19 protein-coding genes are annotated in these 26,566 nt (G+C 67.0%); 9 read left to right on the top strand and 10 right to left on the bottom strand.

Going from position 1 to position 26,566, the window contains the following annotated elements; translation table 11 throughout:
• The first annotated feature begins 326 nt into the window (after window positions 1–326).
• From ISN75_RS18495 to ISN75_RS18475, 5 genes are all read left to right on the top strand, one after another.
• Window positions 327–2,045 carry an Hsp70 family protein gene (locus ISN75_RS18495; RefSeq protein WP_210427724.1) on the top strand — a complete coding sequence of 573 codons (1,719 nt, stop codon included), beginning with the start codon at window positions 327–329 and terminating at the stop codon, window positions 2,043–2,045.
• Between the two features lie 27 nt (window positions 2,046–2,072).
• On the top strand, window positions 2,073–3,992 hold the full coding sequence (locus ISN75_RS18490) for a J domain-containing protein (RefSeq protein ID WP_343820451.1): 1,920 nt from the start codon (window positions 2,073–2,075) through the stop codon (window positions 3,990–3,992).
• A gap of 530 nt (window positions 3,993–4,522) precedes the next feature.
• Window positions 4,523–4,894 carry a DUF2946 domain-containing protein gene (locus ISN75_RS18485; RefSeq protein WP_343820452.1) on the top strand — a complete coding sequence of 124 codons (372 nt, stop codon included), beginning with the start codon at window positions 4,523–4,525 and terminating at the stop codon, window positions 4,892–4,894.
• Between the two features lie 97 nt (window positions 4,895–4,991).
• On the top strand, window positions 4,992–7,079 hold the full coding sequence (locus ISN75_RS18480) for a TonB-dependent copper receptor (protein WP_343820453.1): 2,088 nt from the start codon (window positions 4,992–4,994) through the stop codon (window positions 7,077–7,079).
• A 67-nt stretch (window positions 7,080–7,146) separates the two neighbouring features.
• On the top strand, window positions 7,147–8,106 hold the full coding sequence (locus tag ISN75_RS18475; protein WP_343820455.1) for a hypothetical protein: 960 nt from the start codon (window positions 7,147–7,149) through the stop codon (window positions 8,104–8,106).
• Here ISN75_RS18475 and ISN75_RS18470 read toward each other — a convergent pair.
• Window positions 8,045–8,350 carry a hypothetical protein gene (locus tag ISN75_RS18470; protein WP_343820457.1) on the bottom strand — a complete coding sequence of 102 codons (306 nt, stop codon included), beginning with the start codon at window positions 8,348–8,350 and terminating at the stop codon, window positions 8,045–8,047. The two genes, ISN75_RS18475 and ISN75_RS18470, sit on opposite strands and share 62 nt — an antisense overlap.
• Window positions 8,351–8,398: 48 nt before the next feature.
• Between ISN75_RS18470 and ISN75_RS18465 the strand changes: the two genes are divergently transcribed.
• Entirely contained in the window at window positions 8,399–10,510 is a 2,112-nt protein-coding gene (locus ISN75_RS18465) for a phosphocholine-specific phospholipase C (RefSeq protein ID WP_343820458.1), read from the top strand.
• 92 nt (window positions 10,511–10,602) lie between these two features.
• On the opposite strand, the gene ISN75_RS18460 is transcribed toward ISN75_RS18465, so the two are convergent.
• Genes ISN75_RS18460 through rfbB form a run of 5 tightly spaced genes read right to left on the bottom strand, consistent with a single transcriptional unit; the run spans window position 10,603 to window position 15,460 of the window.
• A complete protein-coding gene (locus ISN75_RS18460; protein ID WP_343820460.1) occupies window positions 10,603–12,015 on the bottom strand; it encodes a mannose-1-phosphate guanylyltransferase/mannose-6-phosphate isomerase in 1,413 nt (470 codons plus the stop codon).
• 4 nt (window positions 12,016–12,019) lie between these two features.
• Window positions 12,020–12,955 (bottom strand): dTDP-4-dehydrorhamnose reductase, encoded by a 936-nt coding sequence (gene rfbD, locus ISN75_RS18455; RefSeq protein ID WP_343820462.1) that lies wholly within the window; start codon window positions 12,953–12,955, stop codon window positions 12,020–12,022.
• The gene (gene rfbC / locus ISN75_RS18450) at window positions 12,952–13,509 is read right to left on the bottom strand and encodes a dTDP-4-dehydrorhamnose 3,5-epimerase (protein WP_167257072.1); all 558 of its coding nucleotides are present in this window, start codon (window positions 13,507–13,509) and stop codon (window positions 12,952–12,954) included. The genes rfbD and rfbC overlap by 4 nt, the downstream gene beginning before the upstream one ends.
• The gene (gene rfbA, locus ISN75_RS18445; protein WP_167257071.1) at window positions 13,506–14,393 is read right to left on the bottom strand and encodes a glucose-1-phosphate thymidylyltransferase RfbA; all 888 of its coding nucleotides are present in this window, start codon (window positions 14,391–14,393) and stop codon (window positions 13,506–13,508) included. Before rfbA ends, rfbC begins: the two co-directional genes overlap by 4 nt.
• Window positions 14,390–15,460: a dTDP-glucose 4,6-dehydratase gene (gene rfbB / locus ISN75_RS18440; protein ID WP_343820463.1), complete on the bottom strand. Its 1,071-nt coding sequence runs from the start codon at window positions 15,458–15,460 to the stop codon at window positions 14,390–14,392. The genes rfbA and rfbB overlap by 4 nt, the downstream gene beginning before the upstream one ends.
• Before the next feature lie 196 nt (window positions 15,461–15,656).
• On the opposite strand from rfbB, the gene ISN75_RS18435 reads away from it, so the two are divergent.
• From ISN75_RS18435 to ISN75_RS18425, 3 genes are read left to right on the top strand one after another with little or no spacing between them, the layout of a single operon-like run.
• Window positions 15,657–16,832 (top strand): cystathionine gamma-synthase, encoded by a 1,176-nt coding sequence (locus tag ISN75_RS18435; RefSeq protein ID WP_168647783.1) that lies wholly within the window; start codon window positions 15,657–15,659, stop codon window positions 16,830–16,832.
• Entirely contained in the window at window positions 16,825–17,754 is a 930-nt protein-coding gene (locus ISN75_RS18430; protein ID WP_210427725.1) for a GDP-mannose 4,6-dehydratase, read from the top strand. Before ISN75_RS18435 ends, ISN75_RS18430 begins: the two co-directional genes overlap by 8 nt.
• Window positions 17,751–18,728: a GDP-mannose 4,6-dehydratase gene (locus tag ISN75_RS18425; RefSeq protein WP_168647784.1), complete on the top strand. Its 978-nt coding sequence runs from the start codon at window positions 17,751–17,753 to the stop codon at window positions 18,726–18,728. Before ISN75_RS18430 ends, ISN75_RS18425 begins: the two co-directional genes overlap by 4 nt.
• A gap of 67 nt (window positions 18,729–18,795) precedes the next feature.
• Here ISN75_RS18425 and ISN75_RS18420 read toward each other — a convergent pair whose 3' ends face one another.
• Genes ISN75_RS18420 through ISN75_RS18405 form a run of 4 tightly spaced genes read right to left on the bottom strand, consistent with a single transcriptional unit; the run spans window position 18,796 to window position 26,516 of the window.
• Window positions 18,796–19,908 (bottom strand): glycosyltransferase family 4 protein, encoded by a 1,113-nt coding sequence (locus ISN75_RS18420; RefSeq protein ID WP_210427726.1) that lies wholly within the window; start codon window positions 19,906–19,908, stop codon window positions 18,796–18,798.
• A gap of 5 nt (window positions 19,909–19,913) precedes the next feature.
• On the bottom strand, window positions 19,914–24,320 hold the full coding sequence (locus tag ISN75_RS18415) for a glycoside hydrolase family 99-like domain-containing protein (RefSeq protein WP_168647786.1): 4,407 nt from the start codon (window positions 24,318–24,320) through the stop codon (window positions 19,914–19,916).
• Entirely contained in the window at window positions 24,320–25,681 is a 1,362-nt protein-coding gene (locus ISN75_RS18410; protein ID WP_167257066.1) for an ABC transporter ATP-binding protein, read from the bottom strand. The genes ISN75_RS18415 and ISN75_RS18410 overlap by 1 nt, the downstream gene beginning before the upstream one ends.
• The gene (locus ISN75_RS18405; protein WP_167257065.1) at window positions 25,671–26,516 is read right to left on the bottom strand and encodes an ABC transporter permease; all 846 of its coding nucleotides are present in this window, start codon (window positions 26,514–26,516) and stop codon (window positions 25,671–25,673) included. Before ISN75_RS18405 ends, ISN75_RS18410 begins: the two co-directional genes overlap by 11 nt.
• Between the last annotated feature and the right edge of the window lie 50 nt (window positions 26,517–26,566).

Here is a 26,566-nt window from a genome sequence, read left to right as displayed (position 1 = left end):
GGAACGGAGAGGCGCCACGTTGCGATGACCGGCCAAGGGCCGTCATGGTCATGCCGGGCCGGCCGCCGTCATTTCGGGCCAGGCGCCCGGGGTTGCGGCCTGGGTGTAAAGCGCGCGTTCTCCGGCGGGAAGCGGCCGCGCCGCCCCGGCGTGATTGGCGTCACCCTTCTGCCCAACCGCCACCGGCCTTGGCTATCATGCCGCCGGGGGATGTCGTTTTCCGGTAAGCCTCGAAGACGACTCAGGAAAGCCTGGCCGCCGCCGATCCGATGGTTACAGCCGTCGGACCGCGCCGTGCCGCCGGCTCAGGACAAGGGAGAAGTATCTTGATCGTCGGTATCGATTTAGGGACGACCAACAGTCTCGTCGCGGTATGGAAGGACGGCGCGCCCGTGCTGATCCCGAATGCGCTCGGGGCGATGCTGACGCCGTCATGCGTCGGCCTGTCGGAAACCGGGGAACTGCTGGTGGGCCAGGCGGCCAAGGACCGCCTGCAGACGCACCCGCAGCTTACCGTCGCCAACTTCAAGCGCTACATGGGCGCGGCGCGCGAGATCAGCCTGGGCAAGCGCAAGTTCCGGCCGGAGGAGATCTCCTCCTTCGTGCTGCGTTCGCTCAAGGCCGACGCGGAGGCCTTCCTGGGCCATCCGGTGGAAGAGGCCATCATCAGCGTGCCGGCGTATTTCAGCGACGCCCAGCGCAAGGCCACGCGCGCCGCCGGCCAGCTGGCCGGCCTGCGCGTGGAGCGGCTGGTTAACGAGCCCACCGCGGCCGCCCTGGCCTATGGCGTGCGCGACGCCGGCAGCGAGCGCAAGTTTCTGGTGTTCGACCTGGGCGGCGGCACCTTCGACGTGTCGATCCTGGAGATCTTCGACGGCGTGATGGAAGTCCGCGCCAGCGCGGGCGACAACTTCCTGGGCGGCGAGGATTTCCTGGAGGTGCTGGTCGAGGACATCATGGCCTCGATCGCAGCCCATACCTCGTTCAAGCCTGACGACTTCTCACCCGGCGACCGCCAGCGCTTGCGCGACGCCGCGGAAAAACTCAAGCGCACGCTGTCGACCGCCGACTCGGCGGCGCTGTCCTTCCGCCTGCGCGACACCGAGATCGCCTACCGCATCGACGAAGACCGCTTCATGGCGCTGTGCGAGCCGCTGCTGCAGCGGCTGCGCCTGCCGGTGGAGCGCGCGCTGCGCGACGCGCGCATCCGCGCCGCGGACCTGTACGAGATCGTGCTGGCCGGTGGCGCCACGCGCATGCCGGTGGTGCGCAAGCTGGTAACGCGCATGTTCGGCCGGTTCCCGGCCACCGCCTTGAATCCCGACGAAGTCGTGGCGCTGGGCGTGGCCGTCCAGGCCGGCCTGGAAATGGACGATGCCGCGCTGGACGAGATGGTGATGACCGACGTGTGCCCGTACACGCTGGGCATCAATATCGTGGAAGGCTCCGGCCATAACGGCATGGTCAGCGGCTTCTACCTGCCGATCATCGAGCGCAACACGGTGGTGCCGGCCAGCCGCAGCCGCGACGTGTTTACGGTAAGGGACGGCCAGACCAAGGTCGCCATCGAGGTGTTCCAGGGCGAGGCGCGGCTGGTCAAGGACAATATCCCGCTGGGCAAATTCGAGATCGCCGTGCAGCCCGGCATGCCCGCCGGCGCGGCCGGTGTGTCGGTGCGTTTCACCTACGACGTGAACGGCCTGCTCGAAGTGGAAGCGACCGCGCATGGCACCGAGGCGAAGAAGAGCATCGTGATCCAGGAGCACGCAGGCGTGCTGTCGGGCGAGGAGATCCAGCAGCGCCTCGCCGCGCTGTCCAGCCTGAAGCTGCATCCGCGCGAGGATGCGCGCAACGCGGCCATCATGGCGCGCGCCAACCGGCTGTTCGAAGAGACGCTGGGCGAGGCGCGCCTGGTGATCTCCAAGGCCATGGCGCAGTTCGAAGCGGTGCTGGAACGGCAGGACCCGCGCGAGATCGCCACCACGCGCGAGCAGTTCCAGGCCTGGCTCGACCGCTTCGAAAACCATCCTTTGCTGGATGCCTGATTTTCACCGTTTCATCCGGGAGCTCGCATGGAGTGGGTGTTCGAAACGCTGGGGATCGACCCGCAGGCTGACGCCAAGACGATCCGCAAGGCTTATGCGCGGGCGCTGAAGCAATGCGACCAGAAGACGGAGGCCGAACGCTTTCAGCGCATCCGCCAGGCTTATGAGTGGGCGCTGCGCCATGCCGAGCATGCGGAGCGGGTGGCGGTTGTGCCGCAGGCCTTGGGCGCGCCGGAAGAGGAGCCGCGGGAGTCGCCGCAAGCGGCGCGTCCGGTGCCGGTGCAGGTGCGCGTCGCGCTGGCGGATGACGCGCACGAGCTGGCCTCGCAGGTCTTCGCCGAGTTCGTGGAAGCCATCAGTGCGCCTGGCCCGGTAGCGATGGGTACGCTGCTGGCGAATTACTCCCAGGACGCGCGCCTGACCTCGCTCGACGCCAAGATGATGTTCGAGCAGGCCGTACTGTTGCGCGCCTTCGCCGCGCCGTCCGATATGGACATGCTGGACGAGGCTTCCGAGCTGTTTGCCTGGGAAACCTCGAACCGGCATCTCGCGGCGATGCGGCCCGACCTGGTGCATCGCCTGCAGCGCCAGCAGATGCTGCGGCGTTTCCTGGACAACGGCGACGGTGCCGATCGCAAGCAGTTCGTCGAGGCGGTGCAGCTCTACGCCCTGTGCCAGCGCGATCCCCGCGAGAAGGCCATGCCCTGGCAGGTGGCCGATGCCAATCGCTTGCTGGATCGCTATGCGGCGTTCCGGCACGAGCTCGCCGAGCGCTTCGGCGGGGCCGCGTTGCAGTGGTGGCAGGAACGGCTGCGCGAGAACGCGACCCTGCTGCGGGCCTATGAGGAGAAGCAGCAGGCGCCAGCCTCGCCCGCGCAGTACAAGCCGCGGCAGCGCAGTACCGGTAGCGGCTCGCCGTTCAACTGGCTGTTCCTGCTGCCGGTGTTTTTCGCGCTCATGCATATGTTCAGTGGCGGTTCTTCGTCGTCGCGCGATCAGCAGCAGCCTGCCTATACGACACCCCAGGTGCAGATACCGCAGGAGCCCTCGCAGCTTGCGCGCATCGAGTACGACGACGCCTTCATGCGCCAGATGGCCGAACAAGGCGACCCCGCGGTCCAGAACCGCCTTGGCGAAAAGATCAGGCTCAAGGCAACCGATGCGCAGGACTATCGCGAAGCCTTCGAGTGGTTCCAGAAGGCGGCGGAGCGCGGACATCCGCCGGCGCAGTACAACCTGGGCCTGATGTACGAGGAAGGGCAGGGCGTTGAGCAGAATCCGGTGAAGGCGCTGGAGCTGATCCGTCAGGCAGCGGTGAATGGCCATGCCGAGGCGCAGTTCCATCTGGGCGGCATGTACAAGGACGGTCGCATCGTAGAGGCCGATGCGCAGCAGGCGCGCCGATGGTGGGAGAAGGCGGCGGCGCAGCACCATCTGCCCGCGCAGTATCAGCTTGGCCTGCTGTACGCCAAGGGCGAAGGCGTGGAGCAGAGTTACGAGACCGCTGCGCGATGGTGGGCGACGACCGCGTTGTCGGGCAACGCGGATGCGCAGAACGCCCTGGGTTCGCTCTATGAGCAGGGCTTGGGTGTGGCGCGGGATGGCACCCTGGCGTTTCGCTGGTATCGCAATGCGGCGGGGCAGGGGCATGCTGCCGCGCTGGAGCGCCTTGCCTCGATGTTCGAGCGGGGTGTGACCGTGGCGAAGAACCCGGTGATTGCGGATGCCTTGATGAGGGTGGCGGCTTCGAGAAAGGGGCCGGTCCAGTTCAACACCACGCCGGCCATGGCCAGCCTGGAGCGTGGGCTGAGCGACGAGCAGCGGTATCACGCCAGGCTGCTGGCCGGTGACCTGGCTGGCTCGATAAGTGCCGGTTCGAGCTCGAATCGGGATTTCATCGCCGCGCTGGATAGGGCGGCTTCGGGGCATATCGTCCCCGGTCTTTGATCCAGGCAAGCGACTGCCTCACATCCCCCTCTCCCCTCCGGGGAGAGGGTTGGGGTGAGGGGCCGGGCGGAGCGGTGAGTGGAGGGTCGAGAAAGCCCAAAAGCTTTTCTTCGCTTCATAGAAGCTATATCGCGAGCACCCGCCCCTCATCTGCCTGCCGGCATCTTCTCCCCGGCGGGGAGAAGAGTTCGATAGGAGCCGCTATGCCACACCCGATCGCCTCGACATACCCCCTCTCCCCTCCGGGGAGAGGGTTGGGGTGAGGGGGCGGGCGGAGCGGTGAGTGCAGAGTTGAGAAAGCCCAAAAGCTCTTCTTCGCTTCATAGAAGCTATATCGCGAGCACCCACCCCTCATCTGCCTGCCGGCATCTTCCTCGCTCCTCAAAGCAGAGCACATCCATGTGCTCTCCCCGCGTGCTCCCCGGCGGGGAGAAGAGTTGCAGGACGCACGGTGACGTTTTGTCTCAGTGCACCTGCGCACCCTACCTGGGATGATCCCCCTCGGCCTCCATCATCACCCGGCACCCGACGTGACCCGACCGCGCCTCCACAAGCCCATCGCATGGCTGGCTTTCGCCGCCATGTGGCTGCTTGTCGCCGCGCCGCCGATCTCCCGGTTATGGGCGGCGGCGCCGGTCATGGCGATGGCCGATGGCGCCATGCACTGCGACGAGCACGCCGGCCACGGCGGGGATGCTTCGCCGCATCCGTCGTCGCTGGACAAATGCGGCTACTGCGACCTGCTGGGCCATAGCCCGGTCGTGAGCAGCGTCGCCTGGCTGCCGCCGGCCACGCCGCCATCGCCGTACCGCTTGTCGTGGTCCGTATCGGCGCCACGCACCTCGCGAACGCTGCTCCTCTCGGCCGCACCCCGCGGACCACCGGCAGACCTCAACGCCTGATTGCTTTCGATCGTGCCGGCACGCGGAGCGTGCCGGCTGCGTTGCCGTCTTCCAAGGAACCGCCATGCATTCCGTTCTTCCTCACGGACGCGCTCGCGTGCGTCCAGTCCTGCCTGCATCGAATCCGCGCAACTATCGCGTCCATGCCTGGATGGTTTTCGCCGCCTGCAGCGCGGCCCATGCCGCCGACACGCCGCAGACGCTGCCGCCGGTGGTGGTCACCGCGCCGATGCAAACCGGCCCGCTCACCGTCGTCACCGACCCCAAGGCGCCACGCCAACCCGTGCCCGCCAGCGACGGCGCGGATTTCCTCAAGAGCATCCCGGGCTTTTCCAGCATCCGCAAAGGCGGCAGCAACGGCGATCCGCTGCTGCGCGGCATGGCGGGGTCGCGCCTCAATATCCAGATCGACGGCGGTCAGATCGGCGGCGGTTGTCCGTCGCGGATGGATCCGCCCACGGCGTATATCTCGCCGCAGCTGTTCGACAAGGTCACGGTGATCAAGGGCCCGCAGACCGTGCTTTACGGGCCGGGCAATTCGGCCGGCACCGTGCTGTTCGAACGCGAATTCACCCGCTACGCCGCGCCGAAGGCCAGCTTCCAGGGCAGCCTGCTCGGCGGTTCCGCGGGCCGCAACGATCAGCTCGCCGACGCGCGCGCGGGCACGCCCGACGGCTACGTGGAGCTGCGCGCCAATCACACCCATGCGCAGGACTACCGCGATGGCGACGGCCGCCGCGTGCATTCGGCCTACGATCGCTGGAACGCGGACACGGCCATTGGCTGGACACCGGACGACGATACGCGCCTGGAATTGACCGCCGGCAAAGGCAACGGCCACGCCGCCTACGCTTTCAGCGGCATGGACGGCGCGCAATTCCTGCGCGAGAGCGCGGCGTTGAAACTGGAACGCCGCCACCTGAGCAACCGCTTCGACAAGCTCGAAGCCCAGGTCTATTACAACTACGCCGACCACGTGATGGACAACTACACGCTGCGCCGGCCCGACCCCGCCAGCATGATGCCGATGGCGATGGCCAGCGATGTGGATCGGCGCACGCTGGGCGGTCGCGTCGCCGGCACCTGGATCTGGCCGGATGCGTGGCAACTGACCGCGGGTGTCGACGGTTCCGTCAACACCCACAGCATGCGCAACGGCGGACCGCCGGGCAGTCCCATGGGCGACTACCGCGATCTGCCGCGCGAACGCGATGCGCGTCTGCGCGGCGTCGGCGCCTTCGCCGAGGCACGCTGGAGCGTGGCGAAAGACCGGCGCGTGATCGGCGGTGCGCGGGTGGATCGCGGGTCCGCGCATGGCTACGGCCTCGCGCTGGCGCACGAGGACATGGGCATGTCGATGGATATGGCTGGCGGCATGGATTCAGCCGCCACGGTAGATGCACGCCGCACTTCCACCTTGCCCTCCGGCTTCGTGCGCTACGAACAGGATCTTGCCGCCATGCCGGCCACGGTCTACGTGGGCGTCGGCCACGTGCAACGCTTTCCCGATTACTGGGAACTGTTCGGCCAGCATGCGGACAAGACGCTTGCTTCGTTCTCAGGCCTGCGCCCGGAGAAAACCACCCAGCTCGATGTGGGGCTGCAGTACCGCACCGCCCGCCTGCAAGCCTGGGTTTCCGCCTACGCCGGCGTGGTGAATGACTTCATCCTGTTCCGCTACGGCCAGGGCATGGCCGGCGGCAGTGCGATGAACGTGCAGGCGCGCATCGCCGGTGGGGAAGCCGGCATGGTGTATGCGCTGAGCAAGCAATGGAAAGCCGACGCCACGCTGGCCTACGCGTGGGGCGCCAACCGCACCGAGCACCGTCCGTTGCCGCAGATGCCCCCGCTGGAAGCGCGCCTGGGCCTGACCTACGACAACGGCAGCTGGTCCGCCGGCGCGCTCTGGCGGCTAGCCACCGCACAGCGGCGCATCGCCGTGGGCGAGGGCAACCTGGTCGGCCAGGATCTCGGCGCCAGCGGCGGCTTCGGCGTGTTCTCGCTCAACGCGGGTTACCGCCTGGGCCATGGACTCACCCTCAGCGCCGGCATCGACAACCTGTTCGGCAAGACCTACGCCGAGCACGTCAATGCGGCGAACGCCGGCCTGGCCGGCTACGTGAACACCGTGCGCGTGAACGAGCCGGGCCGCACCGGCTGGCTGAAGCTCGATTTCGACATCTGACCGTTCCGCGGCGGCGTTCGAGGCCGCCGCGGCCTATCATGTTTCCCTGCCTGCGAGGCACCTGTCCATGCCATCCATCCGCCGCTGCTCCTCCTTCACGCTCGCCGCCGCACTGGCCGCGCCCGGCCTGGCCGCCGCCTGTTCCACCTGCGGCTGCTCGCTCAACTCCGACTGGTCCAGCCAGGGTTATGCCACCAGCCTCGGCTGGCATCTGAGCTTGCGCGAGGATTACTTCAACCAATCCCAGCTGCGCAGCGGCGCGGACAGCGTGAGCCGGAGCTCGTTCGCCTATCCCGCCGACGAGGAAGTGCAGCGCAAGACGATCAACCGGAACACGCTGCTGGGCGCGGACTACAGCTTCTCGCGCTACTGGGGCCTGTCGCTGCAGCTGCCCTATATGGACCGCCACCACCAGACCATCGCCGAGGGCGACACCGGCGTCTCCAGCTCCGACGCGCGCGGCATCGGCGACCTGCGCGTGCTGGCGCGCTACCAGGGCTTCAGCGACGACGCCGGCATCGGCCTGCAGTTCGGCTTGAAGTTGCCGACGGGGCGCTTCAAGCAGGACTTCGTTTCCGGTCCTCAGGCCGGCGAACTGCTGGATCGTGGTCTGCAGCTGGGTACCGGAACCACCGACGCGCTGCTGGGCGTGTACAAGTTCGGCTACCTCACCGATTCGATCGGTTATTTCGGCCAGGCGATGGCGCAGATCGCGCTCGATGCGCGCGATCATTTTCGTCCCGGCAATTCGCTCAATCTCAATCTTGGCCTGCGCTATCTCGACGCCGGCCGCTTCACGCCGCAGATCCAGCTGAACCTGCATGGCGAGCAGCGTGAAAGCGGTGTGCAGGCGGATCGTCCGAACAGCGGTGCGGTGCTTGCTTATCTGAGTCCCGGCATCGGGGTCAGGATCACGCGGCGCCTGGATGCGTTCGCCTTTGTGCAATTGCCCGTGTACCAGCACGTCAATGGCCTGCAGCTGGAACCTCGCCGCTTGTGGTCGCTGGGCCTGCAATACCGGCTCTGAGCGCGGTGGTCGCGCGGTTCGTCGGCGTGGCGATGATTTCTTTACGGGTGATTTTTTTTAATTCAAATGGAATTGAAAAATCGTCCCGCATGATGCCGAGGCTTACGGCAAGCATTCGTTTTCGCATTGAAGCTTGCACTGGGCTGACATGCTCAGCGAATTGACGAAAAGCATTTCCAAAATCCAGCTTCCGTTCGTCCTGGTCTGAAATTTGGCTGAGATATTCCTGACTTAGTCGCTCCATGACTTAAGCAGAACATGTCCAGCCGTTGGACCTCGTCGGACAGAACTAATGAAACGCCGCGACTTTATGAAGCTGGCCGGTGCCTCGCTCGGCGCATCGGCCATGCTCGGCATGCCCTTGGTCATCCGCAAGGCGCTGGGCATCGAAGCCCATCGTGGCAACGGCACGATTGCCGACGTCGGACATGTGGTGATCCTGATGCAGGAGAACCGCTCCTTCGATCATTACTTCGGCACGCTGCGCGGCGTGCGCGGGTTCCGCGATCGGTTTCCGATTCCCGTGGCGGGCGGACACCGGGTGTGGAGCCAGCAGGGTCCGCAAGGCATCGTCGAACCGTTCCATATGGACGGCGATGCGATGAATGCCGCCTTGATTCCCTCGATGCCGCACGAATACATGGATGCGCAGGCGGCATGGGGGCAGGGCAGGCTCGATCGCTGGCCCTATTTCAAGACGCCGGCATCGATGGGTTACTACACGCGCGACGAAGCGCCGTTCCAGTTCGCGCTGGCCGATGCGTTCACGCTGTGCGATGCATATCACTGCTCGGTGATGGGCGGCACGGCGCCGAACCGCATCATGTTCTGGTCCGGCTCCAACAGCGATCCGGCACTGCGCGCGCAGAACGGCTTTGCCGACGACAGCAATACCGCGGTCACCAATCTGCGCAGCCGCGTGTCGGGCACGCTGCCTTCGCCGGGTTATATCTATCCGGGCAGCGCGCTGCCGTGGGTGACCTTGCCGGAACTGCTGGAGGCCGCCGGCATTTCCTGGAAGATCTATCAGAACCCGAACGACAACTGGGACGGCCTGATGCACGGCGGCCTGGCCTTCCAGGGGTTCCGCTCGGCACCGCCCGCCTCGCCGCTGTACGGCAAGGGCATGTCGCATCACTCGCTCGATACGCTGGCTGACGACGTCATGCGCGGTGCGCTGCCTTCGGTGAGCTGGATCCTGCCGTCGCGCATGGAGTCCGAACATCCCGGCGCACCGTCCAGCGCCATGCGCGGCGGCCACTTCGTCGAACGCGTTTTGCAGGCGCTGACGGCGAATGCGGCGAGCTGGAGCCGCACCGCGCTGTTCGTCACCTTCGACGAGAACGACGGCCTGTTCGACCATATGCCGCCGCCGGCGATTCCGTCGATCGATGCCGACGGCAAGATGGCCGGCGCTTCGACCGCTCCCGTCGACGGCATGTACTTCAAGGACGACATGGGCCGCTACCTGCACGCCGAGGATCGCCACCGCAGCGATCTGCGCGTGATCGGCCTCGGTCCGCGTGTGCCCACCTACGTGGTGTCGCCGTGGAGCCGCGGCGGCTGGGTCAATTCGCAGGTGTTCGATCACACCTCGGTGGCGATGTTCCTGGAGCGGCGCTTCGGCATCCGCGTGGACGCGATCAGCCCGTGGCACCGCGCGGTTTGTGGCGACCTGACCTCGGCCTTCGACTTCGCGCAGCCCGACGAATTCGAGCTCCCGCGCCTGCCGCCTACCGCGGCCTACGAGGACGTCGAACGCCGCGGCCGCACGCTGCCGGAAGTGGCGCCGCCCAGCCCCGCCGCGCAGCGCCGGCAGGAGCCCGGCACGCGTCCTTCCCGTGCGCTGCCATATCAACCCTCGGTGGCGTTCGCGCATGCGCCGGATGGAGCCGTCACGCTGAAGTTCGCCAACCACGGCAAGCAAGGCGTGGTGCTGCAGGTGTACGACAAGCTGCACCTGGACCGGCTGCCGCGCCGCTACACCATCGAAGCCGGCAAGGAGCTGGCCGACACCGCCTGGCATCCGCAGCGCGGCGACCAGGGCCGTTTCGACCTGGAAGTGTTCGGGCCGAACGGCTTCTTCCGCGCGTTCAAGGGCGCCGTGGCGGAGGCGGCTTCGCACGATATCGATCTTCAGGTGCGCTTCGATCAGGTGCGCGAAGAGGCGGTGATGGAGGCTCACAACGCATCGCGCACGCAGGCCCGGTTGACCGTGAAGTCGCTTGCCTATCGCGAGCTGTCGGCCGAAGACGCGCTGCTCCCGGGCGAGACGCTCCGGTATGCCTGGGGACTGGCGGACAGCGGCCCCTGGTACGACTTCCTGGTGGACCGGCCGGGCATGACGGTGCGCGTGGCAGGCCGGCTCGAAACCGGGCGCCATGCGACCAGCGATCCGGCTTGAACGCACACGCTCGATAGAACCCGGGAAGCGGATACGAAAAACGGCGGCCCGCCTGCGGACCGCCGTTCGACGTTCAAGCCTGCGCCGTGCGCTTACGAGCGGCCGTAGACGTCTTCGAAGCGCACGATGTCGTCTTCGCCGAGGTAGCTGCCGGACTGCACCTCGATCATCTCCAGCGGCACCTTGCCCGGATTGCGCAGGCGATGGACGCTGCCCAGCGGGATATAGGTGCTCTGGTTCTCGGCCAGCAGGAACACCTTGTCGTCGCAGGTCACCTCGGCGGTGCCGGACACCACGATCCAGTGTTCCGCGCGGTGGTGGTGCTTCTGCAGGCTGAGCGCCGCGCCGGGCTTCACCACGATGCGCTTCACCTGGAAGCGGTCGCCGGCTTCCAGCGAGTCGTAGTTGCCCCAGGGGCGGTGCACCACGCGGTGCAGCGAGTGCTCGCTGCGGCCCATGGCCTTGAGATGGTCGACCACTTTCTTGACGTCCTGCGCCGAGTTGCGGTGCGCGACGAGGGTGGCGTCGGGCGTGGTGACGACGACGAGGTCGTCGACGCCCACCGTCGCCACCAGGTGGCGGTCGTGCGAACGCAGCAGCGAATTGCGCGTGCCGATGGCCAGCGTGTCGCCTTCGAGCAGGTTGCCGTTGTCGTCCTTGGCGCCGGCCAGCCACAGCGCGGACCACGAGCCGATGTCGCTCCACTCGCAGCTCACCGGCACCACGGCGGCGTTCTTGCTCTTTTCCATCACGGCGTAGTCGATGGAGTCGTCCGGCACCTTGGCGAAGTCGTCCTTGTCCAGGCGCACGAAATCGAGGTCGGCCTTGGCCGATGCGAAGGCCTTGCGCGTGGCTTCCAGGATGGCCGGCGCGTGCACGCCCAGTTCTTCCAGGTAGCGCGCGGCCTTGAACAGGAACATGCCGGAGTTCCAGTCGTAGCCGCCTTCGGCCAGGTAGCCCTCGGCGGTGGCCTGGTTCGGCTTCTCGACGAACTTCTCCACCCGGTAGGTGCCGGCGCCGATCGACTCGGCGCGGCGGATATAGCCGAAGCCGGTCTCGGGGCGGTCCGGGCGGATGCCGAAGGTGACCAGCCAGCCCTCGCGGGCGGCCGGCAGGGCGGCCTGCACGGCCTCGACGAAGCTGGCGGTGTCGCCCACCAGGTGGTCGGCCGGCAGCACCAGCAGCAGGGCTTCCGGATCGGATTTCAGCGCCTGCATGGCGCCCAGGGCGATGGCCGGCGCGGTGTTGCGCGGCGCGGGCTCCAGCATGATGGTGGCGCCGCTTACTTCCATGTCCAGCAGCTGGTCGGCGGCCAGGAAGCGGTGGTCGTCGCTGGCCACCACGATGGGCGCGGTGGCATCGGGCAGGGCGATGGCGCGGGCCACGGTCTGCTGGAACAGGGTGCCTTCGCCGGTCAGCGAGAGGAACTGCTTGGGCAGGTTCTTGCGCGAGATCGGCCACAGGCGCGTGCCGCTGCCGCCGCTGAGAATGAGGGGGATCAACATCGCGTCAGGATCCTGGCGAAATAAGGGATTGCAGTACGTCTTCCAGGCCATGCTGCCACGGCGGCAGGGTGGTGCGGAACGTGGCCTGGAATTCGCGGTTGTCCAGCAGCGAATAGGACGGCCGGCGGGCCGGGGTCGGAAATTCGCTGGTGCCGATGGCGGTGACGCGCGGCGCCCGCGCGATCAGGCCCAGGGCATGGGCGCGCTCGACGATGGCGCTGGCAAAGCCATGCCAGCTGGTGCTGCCGCCAGCGACCAGATGGTGCACGCCTTCCAGGGCCGGGCGTTTCGCGGCCGGGGCGGCCAGCCAGCGCTCCAGCGCGGCCAGCGTGGCGTCCGCGATGAGGCCGGTGCTGGTCGGCGTGCCGACCTGGTCCGCCACCACGCGCAGTTCGTCGCGCTCGCCGGCCAGGCGCAGCATGGTGCGCAGGAAGTTCTTGCCGTGCGCGGCGTAGACCCAGGCCGTGCGGAAGATCAGTGCATGGCCGCCCGCGGCCAGCACGGCCTGCTCGCCGGCCAGCTTGCTGCGGCCATAGGCGCTCAAGGGGCCGGTCGGGGCGTCGACGGGGTAGGGCGTGGGGCTTTCGCCGTCGAACACGTAGTCGGTGGAATAGTGGATCAGCAGGGCGCCATGCGCGGCGGCCCACTGCGCCATGGCGCCGGGCGATGCGGCATTGACGCGACGGGCGAGCGCTTCTTCCTGCTCGGCGCGGTCGACCGCGGTGTAGGCGGCGGCGTTGATGATGACGTCCGGCTGCACGGCATCGAGCAGGGCGGTGACGCTGGCGGGTTCCGCCAGGTCCGCGGCGACGGTGGCCACGTTCGCCACCGGCGTGCCGTCGCGCGTGGTGGCGGTGAGCTCGCCGAGCGCGGCCAGGCGGCCGCTTTCCAGGAAGGTCTGCCCCAGCTGGCCGGCGCCGCCGAACAGCACGATCCTCAACGCACGAACTCCGGCAGGCGCTCGGCCGGGATGTCCTTGAGGAACGGAGTTTTCTCGTCCTTCTCCGACAGCAGCGGCGATGCGATCGGCCAGTCGATGCCGATGTCGGCGTCGTTCCAGCGCACGCCGGCGTCGGCGGGGCCGTCGTACAGCGCGGTGCACTGATAGCTGAAGGTGGCGAATTCGGAGACCACGCAGAAGCCGTGCGCGAAGCCTTCCGGGATCCAGAAGTGGCGCTTGTTCTCCGCGCTCAGCATCACGCCCACCCACTTGCCGAAGTCCGGCGAGCCGCGGCGGATGTCGACGGCGACGTCGTACACCTCGCCTTCCAGCACGCTGACCAGCTTGCCCTGCGGATGGGGCCACTGGTAATGCAGGCCGCGCAGAACGCCGCGCGCGGAGCGCGAGACATTGGTCTGCACGAATTCGCCGGTGATGCCGGCCTCCTGGAAGCGCGCCTTGTTGTAGCTCTCGTAGAAGAACCCGCGGGCATCGCCGAAGACGCGCGGTTCCAGCACGAGCGCGCCAGGCAGCGAGGTTTCCACTACTTTCATCGTACGGGTCCTTGTTCAACCATGCGCTGCAGGTACTGGCCATAGCCGGTCTTGGCCAGCGGAGCGGCCAGGCGCAGCACCTGCTCGGCGTCGATCCAGCCATTGATGAAGGCGATCTCCTCCGGGCAGCAGACCTTCAGGCCCTGCCGGTTCTCGATCGTCTGGATGTAGTTGCCGGCTTCGGCCAGCGAATCGTGCGTGCCGGTGTCCAGCCAGGCGAAGCCGCGGCCGAGCTGTTCCAGGTGCAGCGAGTCGTCTTCGAGATAACGGCGATTGAGGTCGGTGATTTCCAGCTCGCCGCGCGGCGAGGGCTTCAGCTCCGCCGCGTAGTCGCAGGCGCGGTGGTCGTAGAAGTACAGGCCGGTGACCGCGTAGTGCGACTTCGGCTTGGCGGGCTTTTCTTCCAGGCCGATGACGCGGCCGGTGTCGTCGAATTCCGCCACGCCGTAGCGTTCCGGATCGCGCACCCAGTAGCCGAATACCGTGGCGCCGTGCGCGCGCTGCGAGGCGCGGCGCAGCCGTTCGGTAAGGCCGTGGCCGTAGAAGATGTTGTCGCCCAGCACCAGGCAGCTCGGCTCGTTGCCGACGAAATCGCGGCCGATGATGTAGGCCTGGGCCAGACCGTCCGGCGAGGGCTGCGCGGCGTACTCGATGCTGATGCCCCACTGCGAGCCGTCGCCGAGCAGGGTGCGGAACAGATGCTGTTCGTGCGGCGTGTTGATCATCAGGATCTGCCGCACGCCGGCGAGCATCAGCGTCGCCAGCGGGTAGTACACCATCGGCTTGTCGTACACCGGCAGCAGCTGCTTGCTCACTGCCTGCGTGATCGGATACAGCCGCGTGCCGGAACCGCCGGCGAGGATGATGCCTTTCTGCGTAGTCATGTGCCCAGACGCTCCATTCGGTAGCTGCCGTCGAGTACTCGCTGTACCCACGGCTGATTGTCCAGGTACCAGCGCACCGTTGCCGCGATGCCGCTCTCGAAAGTCTCCTGCGGGCGCCAGCCGAGTTCGCGCTGCAGCTTGGAGGAGTCGATGGCGTAGCGGCGATCGTGGCCGGGACGATCCTTCACGAACGTGATGAGGGATTCACGCGGCTTGCCGCCGGGCAGCGCGCCGTGCTGGTCGAGCAGGCCGCAGATGGTGCGCACCACCGTGATGTTTTCGCGCTCGGCATTGCCGCCTACGTTGTACGTTTCACCCACGCGGCCGCGCGCCAGCACGGCGCGGATGGCGCGGCAATGGTCGCCCACGTGCAGCCAGTCGCGGATATTGCGGCCGTCGCCGTAGACCGGCAGCGCTTCGCCGGCCAGCGCCTTCTGTACGATCAGCGGGATCAGCTTCTCGGGAAACTGGAACGGGCCGTAGTTGTTCGAGCAGTTGGTGGTGAGCGTGGGCAGCCCATAGGTGTGGTGGAACGCGCGCACCAGGTGATCGGACGCGGCCTTCGATGCGGAGTACGGCGAGTTCGGCGCATACGGCGTGGTTTCGGTGAAGGCGCCTTCGGCGCCGAGCGAGCCGTACACCTCGTCGGTCGACACATGCAGGAAGCGGAACGCGTCACGCGCTTCGCCTTCCAGCGACAGCCAGTAATTGCGCGCGCTTTCGAGCAGGCCCAGCGTACCCACCACATTGGTTTCGACGAAGGCGGCGGGGCCGTCGATGGAACGGTCCACATGCGATTCGGCGGCGAAGTTCACCACCGCCTGGGGACGATGCCCGGCGAGCAGGCCGGCGATCAGTTCGCGGTCGCCGATATCGCCCTGGACGAACACGTGCTTCGGATTCGACTTGACCGGGGCCAATGTGTCGAGATTGCCGGCGTAGGTGAGCTTGTCGAGATTGATGACGGTGTGGCCATCGGCCAAGGCTTGCAGTACGAAGTTGGCACCGATGAAGCCGGCTCCGCCGGTGACCAGGATCGTGACGGGCATTTCCGAATGGCTGCTCATTTAATCCGTCCAAATTAGGGGAATGGGCAGCGTGGGGGCGCCGGCCAACCACGCATTCTACCCGACGCTAAAGTCCTTATTTCAACGGCTAATGAACCCGGGGCGCGATGGCGCCAAGGGCGGCCCTGGGGCTGCGGCGGGGCCTTGCGGTATTATGGTTCATTAACTACTCGATCTCGGAAACGGAGCAGTCCAGATGGGCAAGAGCGATAACGCGGCGCGCGAAGCAGGTCTTGGCACGCTGGCCATTCACGCTGGGCAGTCTCCCGATCCGTCGACGGGGGCGATCATGCCGCCGATCTATGCGACGTCCACCTACGTGCAGGAAAGCCCTGGCCATCACCAGGGCTACGAGTATTCGCGCACGCAGAACCCGACGCGCATGGCCTACGAGCGCTGCGTGGCGGGCCTGGAAGCCGGCGTCGCCGGTTTCGCCTTCGCCTCCGGCCTGGCCGCCGCGGCCACCGTGCTGGACCTGCTCGACGCGGGCAGCCACGTGATCGCCATGGACGATCTCTACGGCGGCAGCTACCGCCTGTTCGAACGCGTGCGCCGCCGTTCGGCCGGCCTGGATTTCACCTTTCTCGATCTGAACGACGAAGCCGCGCTGGCGCAGGCGGTGCACGCCGAAACGCGCATGATCTGGATCGAGACGCCGACCAATCCGCTGCTCAAGCTGGTGGATATCGCCAAGGTCGTGGCGTTCGCGCGCAAGCACAAGCTGCTGGTGGTGGTGGACAACACCTTCTGCTCGCCGATGCTGCAGCGTCCGCTGACCATGGGCGCGGACCTGGTGCTGCATTCGGCCACCAAGTATCTCAATGGCCACTCGGACATGGTCGGCGGCGTGGTCGTCGCGGCCAACGAGGAGCTCGCGCAGAAGATGGCCTTCGTGCAGAACTCCGTCGGCGCGGTGCAGGGTCCGTTCGACAGCTTCCTGGCGCTGCGCGGCCTGAAGACGCTGCACCTGCGCATGCGCGAACACAATGCCAACGCGCTGGCGCTGGCGCAGTGGCTGCAGCAGCGGCCGGAAGTGGAAAAAGTGATCTATCCGGGCCTGCCCAGCCATCCGCAGCACGAGCTGGCCAAGAAGCAGATGCAGGGCTTCGGCGGCATGATCAGTTTCTACATCAAGGGCGGCCTGGATGCGGCGCGCCGCTTCTGCGAGCGCACGCATTACTTCGCGCTGGCCGAGTCGCTGGGCGGCGTCGAGAGCCTGGTCAACCATCCGGCGATCATGACGCACGCCTCGGTGCCCGCCGACGTGCGCGCGCGCCTGGGCATCACCGACAACCTGGTGCGCCTGAGCGTGGGGGTGGAAGACCTGGCCGACCTGCAGGCCGATCTCGCCCAGGCCCTGGCCCATGACTGAAGCCGGCGAGGCCAGGCTGCGCCTGCTCGTCACCGGCGCCGGCGGCTTCGTCGGCGAGCATGTACGCCAGGCCGTCGAGGCGGGCGAGTTCGGGCCGTACGATTGGCACCCGGCGCCGGAAGGCTTCGACGTGCGCAGCCGCGACGCGGTGGATGCGCTGATCGCCGAGGTGAAGCCCGATGCGGTGCTGCACCTGGCCGCGCAGAGTTTCGTGCCGCAGTCGTTCAAGGACCCGGCCGGCACCTTCGAGGTGAACGTGCTCGGCACCTTGCACCTGCTGCAGTCGCTCACGCAGTCGGGTTTCCGCGGACGCTTTCTTTACGTCAGCTCGGGCGACGTCTACGGCCTGGTGCCGGACGCGCTGCTGCCGGTGGACGAGCGCCGCTGGCCGGAGCCGCGCAATCCGTATGCGTCCAGCAAGATCGCCGCCGAGACCCTGGTGCTGCAGTGGCATCGCGCGCAGGGACTGGATGCGATGGTGGTGCGGCCGTTCAATCACATCGGTCCGGGCCAGCGGAAGGACTTCGCCATCCCGGCCTTCGCGCACCAGATCGTCGACATCGCCGAAGGCCGGCAGGCGCCGGTGCTGGACGTGGGCGACATCGACACCACCCGCGATTTCCTCGACGTGCGCGACGTGGTGCGCGGCTATGCCGCCCTGTTCGCACGTGGCCAGGCCGGCGGCACCTACGTGCTGGGCAGTGGCGTGGAACGCCGCATCCGCGACATGATCGGCTTCATGTGCGAAGCCTGCGGCGTGAATCCGGAGATCCGGCAGGACCCGGCCCGGCTGCGCCCCAGCGAACAGCGGCGCATGGTGGCCGACGCGGCCTTGATCCGCACGCATACCGGCTGGTCGCCGCGCTACAGCATCGAACAAACCTTACATGACGTTATCGAAGACGCGAGAGGCATTGCATGACTAAGAACAAATCCGCGCTGATCACAGGGATCACCGGTCAGGACGGTGCCTATCTCGCGCAGCTCCTGTTGGGCAAGGGCTACCAGGTGCACGGCTTCCTGCCGCGCCGCAGTACCGACACCTCGTGGCGCCTGCGCGAGCTGGGCATCCTCGACGAGGTGCACATGATCGAGGGCGACCTCAGCGACCTTTCTTCGCTGATCCGCGCCGTCGAAGGTTCGCGCGCGGACGAGGTGTACAACCTCGGCGCGCAGAGCTTCGTGGGTACCTCCTGGCAGCAGCCGCTGCTGACCGCGGACGTCGACGGCGTCGGTGCGCTGCGCGTGCTGGAAGCGGTGCGCATCGTCAATCGCGAGGCGCGTTTCTACCAGGCCTCGACCAGCGAGATGTTCGGCCTGATCCAGGCCGAGCGCCAGGACGAGAGCACGCCGTTCTATCCGCGCAGCCCCTACGGCGTGGCCAAGCTGATGGGCCACTGGGCGACCGTGAACTATCGCGAGAGCTACGGCATGCACGCCTCCAGCGGCATCCTGTTCAATCACGAGTCCCCGCTGCGCGGCATCGAGTTCGTCACGCGCAAGGTGGCGCACGCGGTGGCCTCGATCAAGCTGGGCCTGCAGAAAGAACTGCGCCTGGGCAATATCGACGCCAAGCGCGACTGGGGCTTCGCCGGCGACTATGTGGAAGCGATGTGGCTGATGCTGCAGCAGGCCGGCGCGGACGACTACGTGGTGGCCACCGGCAAGACGGTGAGCGTGCGCGACATGTGCGAACTGGCCTTCGCCCACGTCGGCCTGAAGTACCAGGACTACGTGGTGCAGGACGAGAAGTTCATGCGCCCCGCCGAAGTGGACGTACTGCTGGGCAACCCGGCCAAGGCCAAGGCCAAGCTGGGCTGGGCGCCGCGCACCACGTTCGAGCAGCTGATCGCGATGATGGTGGATGCGGATCTGCGGCGGTTGTCGTCGCGCTGATCCTGATTCACGTGCACAAAAAAAGGGCTCCATCGGAGCCCTTTTTCTTTGGCCGCCGTGGCCCCGGTCAGGCGCCGGCGATTTCCGCCAGCCGCCGCCGATAGCTCATGCCCACCCGGCGATAGCCGACCTTCTCGCGCACCATCAGGCTGGCCTTGCGGCCCAGTTCGCGGCCCAGCGCATGGTCGTCCACCAGCTGGCGCATATAGTCCGCCGCCTGCTCGACGTTCGCGTCGGCCCACACCTGGCCTTCGTGCTTCGGATACTCGCCGTCCTTCACCGGAATCAGCGTGTAGTCCACCAGCATCGCCGACGTGGCATCCATGAAGTCCATGTTGCCGGAGTAGCCCGTGGCGATCAGCGGCTTGCCCAGGTACATCGCTTCGGCCAGGCCGCGGCCGAAACCTTCCGAGCGGTGCAGCGAGACGAAACTGTCGCAGCAGCGGATCAGGTTCTTCACTTCGTTGTCGGTAACGGTGCGGTCGATCAGCACCACGCGATCGCGCAGCGGCTTGATCTCTTCCTTCAGCTTCGCCAGCCCTGCCGGGTTCACTTCGCTGCCGTTGAGCTTGATCACCAGGCAGCAGTCGGCGTGCGGACGGCTGGCCACCAGCTGCTGGAACGCGCGCACCACGGCTTCCGGGTTCTTGCGCGTGGCGTAGGAGCGGAAGTCGAAGAAGAACACGAAGGCGTATGCGCTTTCCGGAATGCCGAAGTAGCGGCGGTCCAGGAAGCTGCTCAGGTCCACTTCGCAGCTCACCGGCAGGTGGCGCAACGGCTTGCTGAGGCGGCCTTCGAGGGAGTCGGCGATGAACTTCGACGGCGCCCACACTTCGTCGAAGCGTTCCAGCTCGGCGATCCATTCGTCCGGGAAGTTCGACAGCTCCCAATTCGGATAGATGATGTTGTACGCCGATTCGAACGCGCGCATGTCCAGCGTGGCGAGCGACTGTTCGACTTCGTTGGCGTTGAGGTGGAACACGTTCACCTGGCCGAGCCGGTCGGTGAGGGCCGGGCCGAATTCGACCGCGGCGGCCGGGTCCGGCACGTTCATGCGGTACACGTCGAGCAGGCCGGGGCGCACCGCCACCGAACGCAGCGCGCGGTACGAGCAGCGCAGGCTTTCGCCGCAGCCGATGGGTGCGTAGGGATGGCCGACGAGGACGAGTGGTTGGGTCATGGCGCTCATCCCAGCGAGTACTTGTTGTGGCGGGCCAGCTTGTCGGCATCCAGCGCGTTGGCGTGCGCCTGCAGGAAGCTGTGGCCGAAGCGGCGGTCCGGTTCGAGATAGGCGCCTTCGGCCCATTCGTTCCAGGCATTGATGAAGACGATGCGCTCGTCGCCGCTGAACTGCTGCTTGGTGCGCTCCACCGTGGTTTCCAGCCAGGCCTGGAACGCGCCCGGGGTGGCCGCGTCGAAGCAGTAGCTGTTGTGCTGGCGGCGCGCGGTGTTGTCCCAGCCGGGCATCACGCCCATGAAGCGCTTGTACGGCGGCAGCTCGCGCGTGGCGTACTTCACCGCGATGTCGCGGTAGTCGGCCACGGCGCCCTGGAAATCCGGATTGAGCTGCTGACCCGGCAGCGCGATCGGCTCGGCCATGCCCTGCGGCGGGAATTCCACCGAGGCATCGCAGCCGAACTGCTCGGGCGTGGCGCCGGAGGTAGCCAGCTCGAACGATTCGACCTGGGCGATGTAGATCTCGCCGATGCCTTCCTTGCGGCACACCTCGCGCCACAGCGAGGCGGTGCGCGCGAAATCCGGGAACAGCGTGGTGCGGTAGACCAGGATCAGCGGCTTGCCGTGGATGCGGATGTAGTTGGACTGGCGGAAGTAGCGCATCAGGTCGTGGATGACCGCCAGGTCGTCCTCGTCCGAATGCTTCTGCGCCATCAGCAGCTCGTGTTCTTGCCCATCCCAGCGGCGCGTCCAGTTCTCGTTGGCCCAGCACAGGCAGAACGGGAAGTCCGGCTTGGAAGTGGCCAGCATCTGCTCGATCGGGCGCTCCAGCAGGCGGTGGCCGGCGAACCAGTAGTAGTAGAAGCAGAAGCCGCCGATGCCGTAGCGGCGGGCGAGTTCCGCCTGCTTCTCCAGCACTTCGGGCAGGCGCAGGTCGTAGTAGCCCAGGTCCGCCGGCATGCGCGGCTGGTAGTGGCCGACGTAGTTGGGCTGGGCCTTGCTGACGTTGGTCCATTCGGTGAAGCCGCGGCCCCACCACAGGTCGTTCTCGGGAATCGGATGGAACTGCGGCAGGTAGAACGCGATGGTGCGCACGGTGTCGAGCGCGTCCAGCTGTTCGCGCCAGCGCGAGGTGAAGGTGTCGAGGTTTTGCGCGATGCAGTTGAGCTTGTACTCGCTGGGCAGCGCTTCCGAAGTGAGGCTCAGGTGATGCAGCACGGTGGCCTGGCCGCAGTAGACGATGCGCTTGCCGGCGGCGCGCAGGCGCATGCACAGGTCGGAGTCCTCGCAGTAGGCCGGCGCGTAGCGCTCGTCGAAGCCGCCCATGACCTGGAACTCGGCCTGGCGCACCAGCAGGCAGGCGCCGCTGCAGTAGTCCACGTCGCGGTTGTAGCAGTAGCGCGGCAGGTCGGGCTGGTCATTGAGGCCGACCAGTTCGGCGGTGCCGTCGCGGTGCCAGCGCGTGCCGGCTTCCTGCAGCCAGCCGCTGGGATACACGATGCGCGGACCGGCCGCGCCCACCGTGGCGTCGCCGTCGATGCAGTCGACCAGGGCCTTCAGCCAGCCCGGCGTGACCTGCACGTCGTTGTTGAGGAACAGCAGGTATTTGCCGCGGGCTTCCCTGGCGGCGGTGTTGCAGTTACGCAGGAAGCCGAGATTGGCCGGCTGGTTGACCACGCGCAGGTTGGCGATGGTGGCCAGCACCTGGGCGGTGTCGTCGGTGGAGGCGTCGTTGGCCACCAGCACTTCGAAATCCGGATCGCCCGGGCGCTGCGCGGCGGCGATCGACGCCAGGCATTCCAGCGTGGTGATCAGATGGTTGTAGGCCGGCACCAGGATGGTCACGGTCGGCTGCGCCGCGGCGAGCGGCAGTTTCACCTTGGCCGCGGCGGCGTCGGCGGAGAGGCGCGAGAAATCGAGCAGCGGGAACGAGGCCGGCTGGCGCCTGGCGCGCAGCGCCTGGGTGCTGTCGGCGATGCGCTGCTTCACCGCGCCGTAGTCGGCCCACTCGCGCACGCCGTCGGCCTGCCACAGCGTGCCGGAGCTCTGCATCGGGCTGGGCGCCTGGTACGCCGGCGGGGCGACGGTGAAGCTCGGGCTGGGCGCGTGCGTGCCCTGGTAGGCGCGCCAGCGGCGGTAAGCCGCGGTATGGCTGAGCAGCGGGCCGAAGGCGCGGAACAGCGCGTTCTTGATCGCCAGCTTGGTGCCCATGCCGATGGGCAGGCGGCGGTAGACGGTCTTGACGGTGGCGACGGTGCGCTGGCGCAGCCGGGTTTTCAGAGAGCTCATTTTCGTCCTGCCGCTCCGCAGAGGAGCGGTCAATTTCCAACTGTGCGACTGGCGCATGACCGCCAGTTCGTCCGTGAGTGCCTGGCGCTGCTGCTCGGCTTGTCCGAGTTCGCCGCGCAGGCGTTCCTGCTCGGCGCGGACGCGGTCGTGCTCCTGGCGGAAGCGGTCCAGTTCCGTGCGCAGGCGTTCGTGCTCGACGCGTGCTTCGTTCTTCGCTTCGTGCTTGGCGGCCTGCTTGACGGCTTCGATGTCGATCGCCGGGGGCGGAGCGGGCTGTACCGCGGCCGGCGGCGGGGCTTCGGCGGAAGCATCCAGCCGTTCGATCAGTTCGCTGATCGCGGTGCGCAGTTCCGCCGATTCGGCCAGCGTCGCCTGCGCCGACGAATGGCCGGCCAGCAGGCCGCCGACGTCGGGCGCCACGGACATCACGTGCGACTGGTAATCGGCCAGCTCCAGCACTCCGGTGTACTGGCCCTGCACTTCGGCGATCAGCGCGGCTTCCAGGTCCAGGTAGGTCTGGATATGCGTGGACGTCAGCACGTAGCCGTGCTTGCGGAAGGTTTCGCGGATCAGCGTGGCGGTATGCAGCATCTGGCGGTCGGCGGGAACCGCCACGCCCAGCAAGGTGCCGAAGGTGAGCTTGAGCGCGCGGAAGCCGAGATAGCCGACGGTGAGCGGCGCGTGGAAATGCCATTCCAGGTCGAAGAAGCGCGCCTCGCCGTCATGCCCGACGATGAGGTTGTCGGGCATGGCGTCGAACAGCTGCGCCGGTACCGGCGTATCGATCGCCAGTTCCTCCGCCTTGGGCGAACCGGGCATGGCCTTGGCCAGTGCGCGCAGCCACAGGCCGAACCAGTCCGATACATCCTGCAGGCTCCAGCCCGGGATCACCACGATCTGCTCGAAGCGCTCGCTCCAGTGCTGGCCGGCGAGATAGGTTTCTTCGGTGGCGTGGTTGAGCAGCAGGCGCGATTCGATCGCGGCCGAAGGAATCAGGCGTTCGCGCGACACGCGCACGCCGTCGCCGCTGCGCGTGAAGCGGCTGAGCTTCTTGTAGGCGGGGTGGCGCTGGGTGGAATACAGCTCCGCCAGCACGCCCGGCGCGAGCTGCTCGAACGTGGCCGAGGCCTGGCTCTTGCCGGCGATCACCAGGAACGAGTTGGCCATGTCGTCGAGCAGGCCGTTGCGCCCGAGCACGGCGAAGGCGCGGCTCATGGAGAACAGCGGCGAATAGCGGATCTGGCGGTCCTTGCGCGAGGCCTGGCCGGCCAGCGAGGCGGCGTCGAAGGCGTCGCCGGCCTGCAGCGCCGCCGGCAGGATCACATTGCCCGGCAGCTTGTAGTCGGGGAACGGCATGGCCACTTCGCTGCGCGCATAGCCGGCGGCGGCGATGCGCCGCTGCAGCTCCTGCTTGCCGAAGGTGACCACGCCGTCGCGGCGGTAGCCGTCCTCGATGCCGGCCATGGCGCGGCCGAGGTGGTCCTCGGGAATGCCGGCGAAATACTTCAGGCCCAGCTGGTTCTCGATCGCCACGATCAGCACGCCGTCGTCGCTGAGCAGCTGGTGCGCGCGGCGCAGCGTCTCGGCGATGGGATCCTCGCCGGCGGTGTACATGCGCGCGTATTCGAGCACGCCGATCAGGGTGACCACGTCGAACTTCGCGTCGGTCTCCAGCGCGTCGAAGCGGTCGTTCATCACCGTCACGCCGGGCAGGTCGCGGCAGCGCGAGGCGGCGATGGAGGCGCGGCGCGGGCTGCCTTCCAGCGCCAGCACCTGCGCACCGCATTCGCCCAGGTAGCGCGTGATGGCGCCGCAGCCGGCGCCGATCTCCAGCACGCGCGCGCCGGCGAACAGCTTGCCGATCGGGCGCAGCAGGTTCGCGCGGTCGGCGCTCAGGTGATAGACCGACGGCCAGTCGATCTGGTGGCGCTCAAGCTCGGTGGAAAACAGCGATACGTCGCTGCTCGAGGCGATCGCATGGCGGATGCGCTGCTCGACTTCGTCGCCGTCGGAATAGGCGAAGGGCTTGGCCGGACGGGTGGCATGCGACCACACGCGGTGCTCGGCGTCGAGCACGTAGCCGGCGCTGCGCAGCGCCTCGGCAAGAGATGCGGCGGCAACGTTCATCAGGGGCTCTCCTTGGCGTCCATCCGCACGTCGAGCATGGCCAGGCCGAAAAAGCCCTTGCCGTTGACGTTCAGATGGATGGAATCGTAGCGGCGGTCGTGCGGCACGACTTCGACGCCGTTATGGCTGGCAACCCCCACCGACAGGAAATAGTCGCCCGGTCCAAGGCGACAATCGAATTCGAAACTGACGTCCGCGGTGGTGCCGCGTCCGCCCAGGCGATCGACGTCGTATTCGATCAGCTCCGAGTTGGTGCCGAACACGGTGACGCCGTCCTTCGTCTTCACGGTCAGGCCGAAGATCGGCCGCGGGATGGCTTCTTCGAAGCGCACGCGCAGCATCAGCTTGAGGCGGTCCCCGGGTTCCACTGTCGACGGATCCCAGGCGTGCGAGGACTGCATGCGGAAATCCTCGATGCGCACCGTGCCGTCGCCCCAGCGGTATTCGTAGGGGTTGTAGTTCGGGCGCGTCTCGAAGCCGCCGCTGACCAGCACGCCGTCGGCATCGGCGTCGGCTTCGCCCGGTGCCGTGCCGGCCGCGGCTTCGTCGCGGGCGATGGCGCGCCGGGCCTTGCCGAACAGCAGGTCCAGATAGGTGTGGACCACGTCCTTGGGCTGGCCTTCCTGGTGCATCAGGCCTTCGTGCAGCAGGATGGCGCGGTCGCAGTGGCTGACGATCTGCTCAGTGGAATGCGACACGAACAGGATCGAGGTGCCGGCTTCCTTCAGCGTATCCAGGCGCGCGAAGCACTTGGACTGGAACTTGGCGTCGCCTACCGACAGCGCTTCGTCGACGATGAGCACGTCCGGATCGACCTGTGCCTGCACCGCGAAGGCCAGGCGCACCACCATGCCGCTGGAATAGGTCTTGACCGGGCGGTTGACGAAGTCGCCGATGTCGGCGAACGCGAGAATCGCGTCCATGCGCTGGTCGAGCTCCGCCGCCGACAGCCCGAGCACCGCCGCGTTGAGGCGGATGTTCTCGATGCCGGTGAAATCCGGATTGAAGCCCGAACCCAGTTCCAGCAGCGCGGCCACGCGGCCATGGACTTCGATGTCGCCCGCAGTCGGCGCCAGGGTGCCGGCGATCATCTGCAGCAGGGTGGACTTGCCGGAACCGTTCTTGCCGACCACGCCGATGGTCTCGCCGCGGCGCACCTGGAAGTCGATGCCGCGCAGGGCCCAGAATTCCTTGTAGTGGCGGCGCTCGCGCAGCTGGCCGGCGAGGCGCTGCGCGCCGACGCTGCCGATCACCCGCGCCGCGCGCGGATAGAACGACTGCACCAGCCGGTGCATCGGGCTTTCATAAATGTTGTAGCACTTGCTTACGCCGCTGACGCGGATGGCCAGATCAGAGGACATCGGCAAAACCCCGGCGCGTGCGCTGGAACCACCAGAAGCCGAAGCTGGCGATCAGCAGGCCGCCCAGCGTGAAGAGGCCGAGCATGCCCCAGTCGGGCAGCGTGCCCAGGATCAGCACCTTGCGCGATTCGCCCATCAGGAAGGTCATTGGATTCAAATAGAACAGCGAACGAAAGCTCTCCGGAATCGCCGTGACCGGATAGAACAGCGGCGACAGGAACATGGTCATCATCACCAGGTGGCCGACCAGCTGGCCGATGTCGCGCAGGTACACGCCCAGCGCCGACAGGAACCACACCACGCCCAGCACCAGCAGCACCAGCGGCACGAACACCAGCGGGATCAGTACGAAGGTCCACGGCGGCACGCCCTTCATCACCACGTGCGCCAGCAGCAGGATGCCCAGGCTGATGGCCGCCTGGAACAGGCCGGAGCCGGCGATGACCCAGGCCTGGGTTTCCAGCGGAAAGACGATCTTCTTGACCAGGTTGGGCGTGGCGGTGACCGCGCCCGGCGCGCGATTCACGCACTCGGCAAAGAAATTGAAGACCAGCATGCCGGCGAACAGCATCAGCGCGAATTCCGACGGATCGGTGGCGGTGCCGCCCCAGCGCATCTTGAACACCTGGCTGAACACGAAGGTGTAGATCAGCAGCATGATCAGCGGATTGAGAATGGCCCACGCCATGCCCAGCGCCGAACCGCGATAGCGCGAGGCGATGTCGCGGCGGATCAGGGAGGCGATCAGCGCCCGGTGGCTTAAGAAGCTCCCGGCAATCGCCCTGGGGCCGCTGCGGTACTGCTGGCGGGAACTGAGTATGGTCGATGGCGTCATAAGTGCCTGAATAGTCTGGACTGACTTCCGGTCAAGGCCGTCATCGCTAA

Source organism: Dyella marensis (genome assembly GCF_049532885.1).
Classification (GTDB): Bacteria; Pseudomonadota; Gammaproteobacteria; order Xanthomonadales; family Rhodanobacteraceae; genus Dyella_D; species Dyella_D marensis.
The sequence above is the reverse complement of the archived record's forward strand: the minus strand, read 5'-3'. Positions and strand labels throughout refer to the sequence as shown.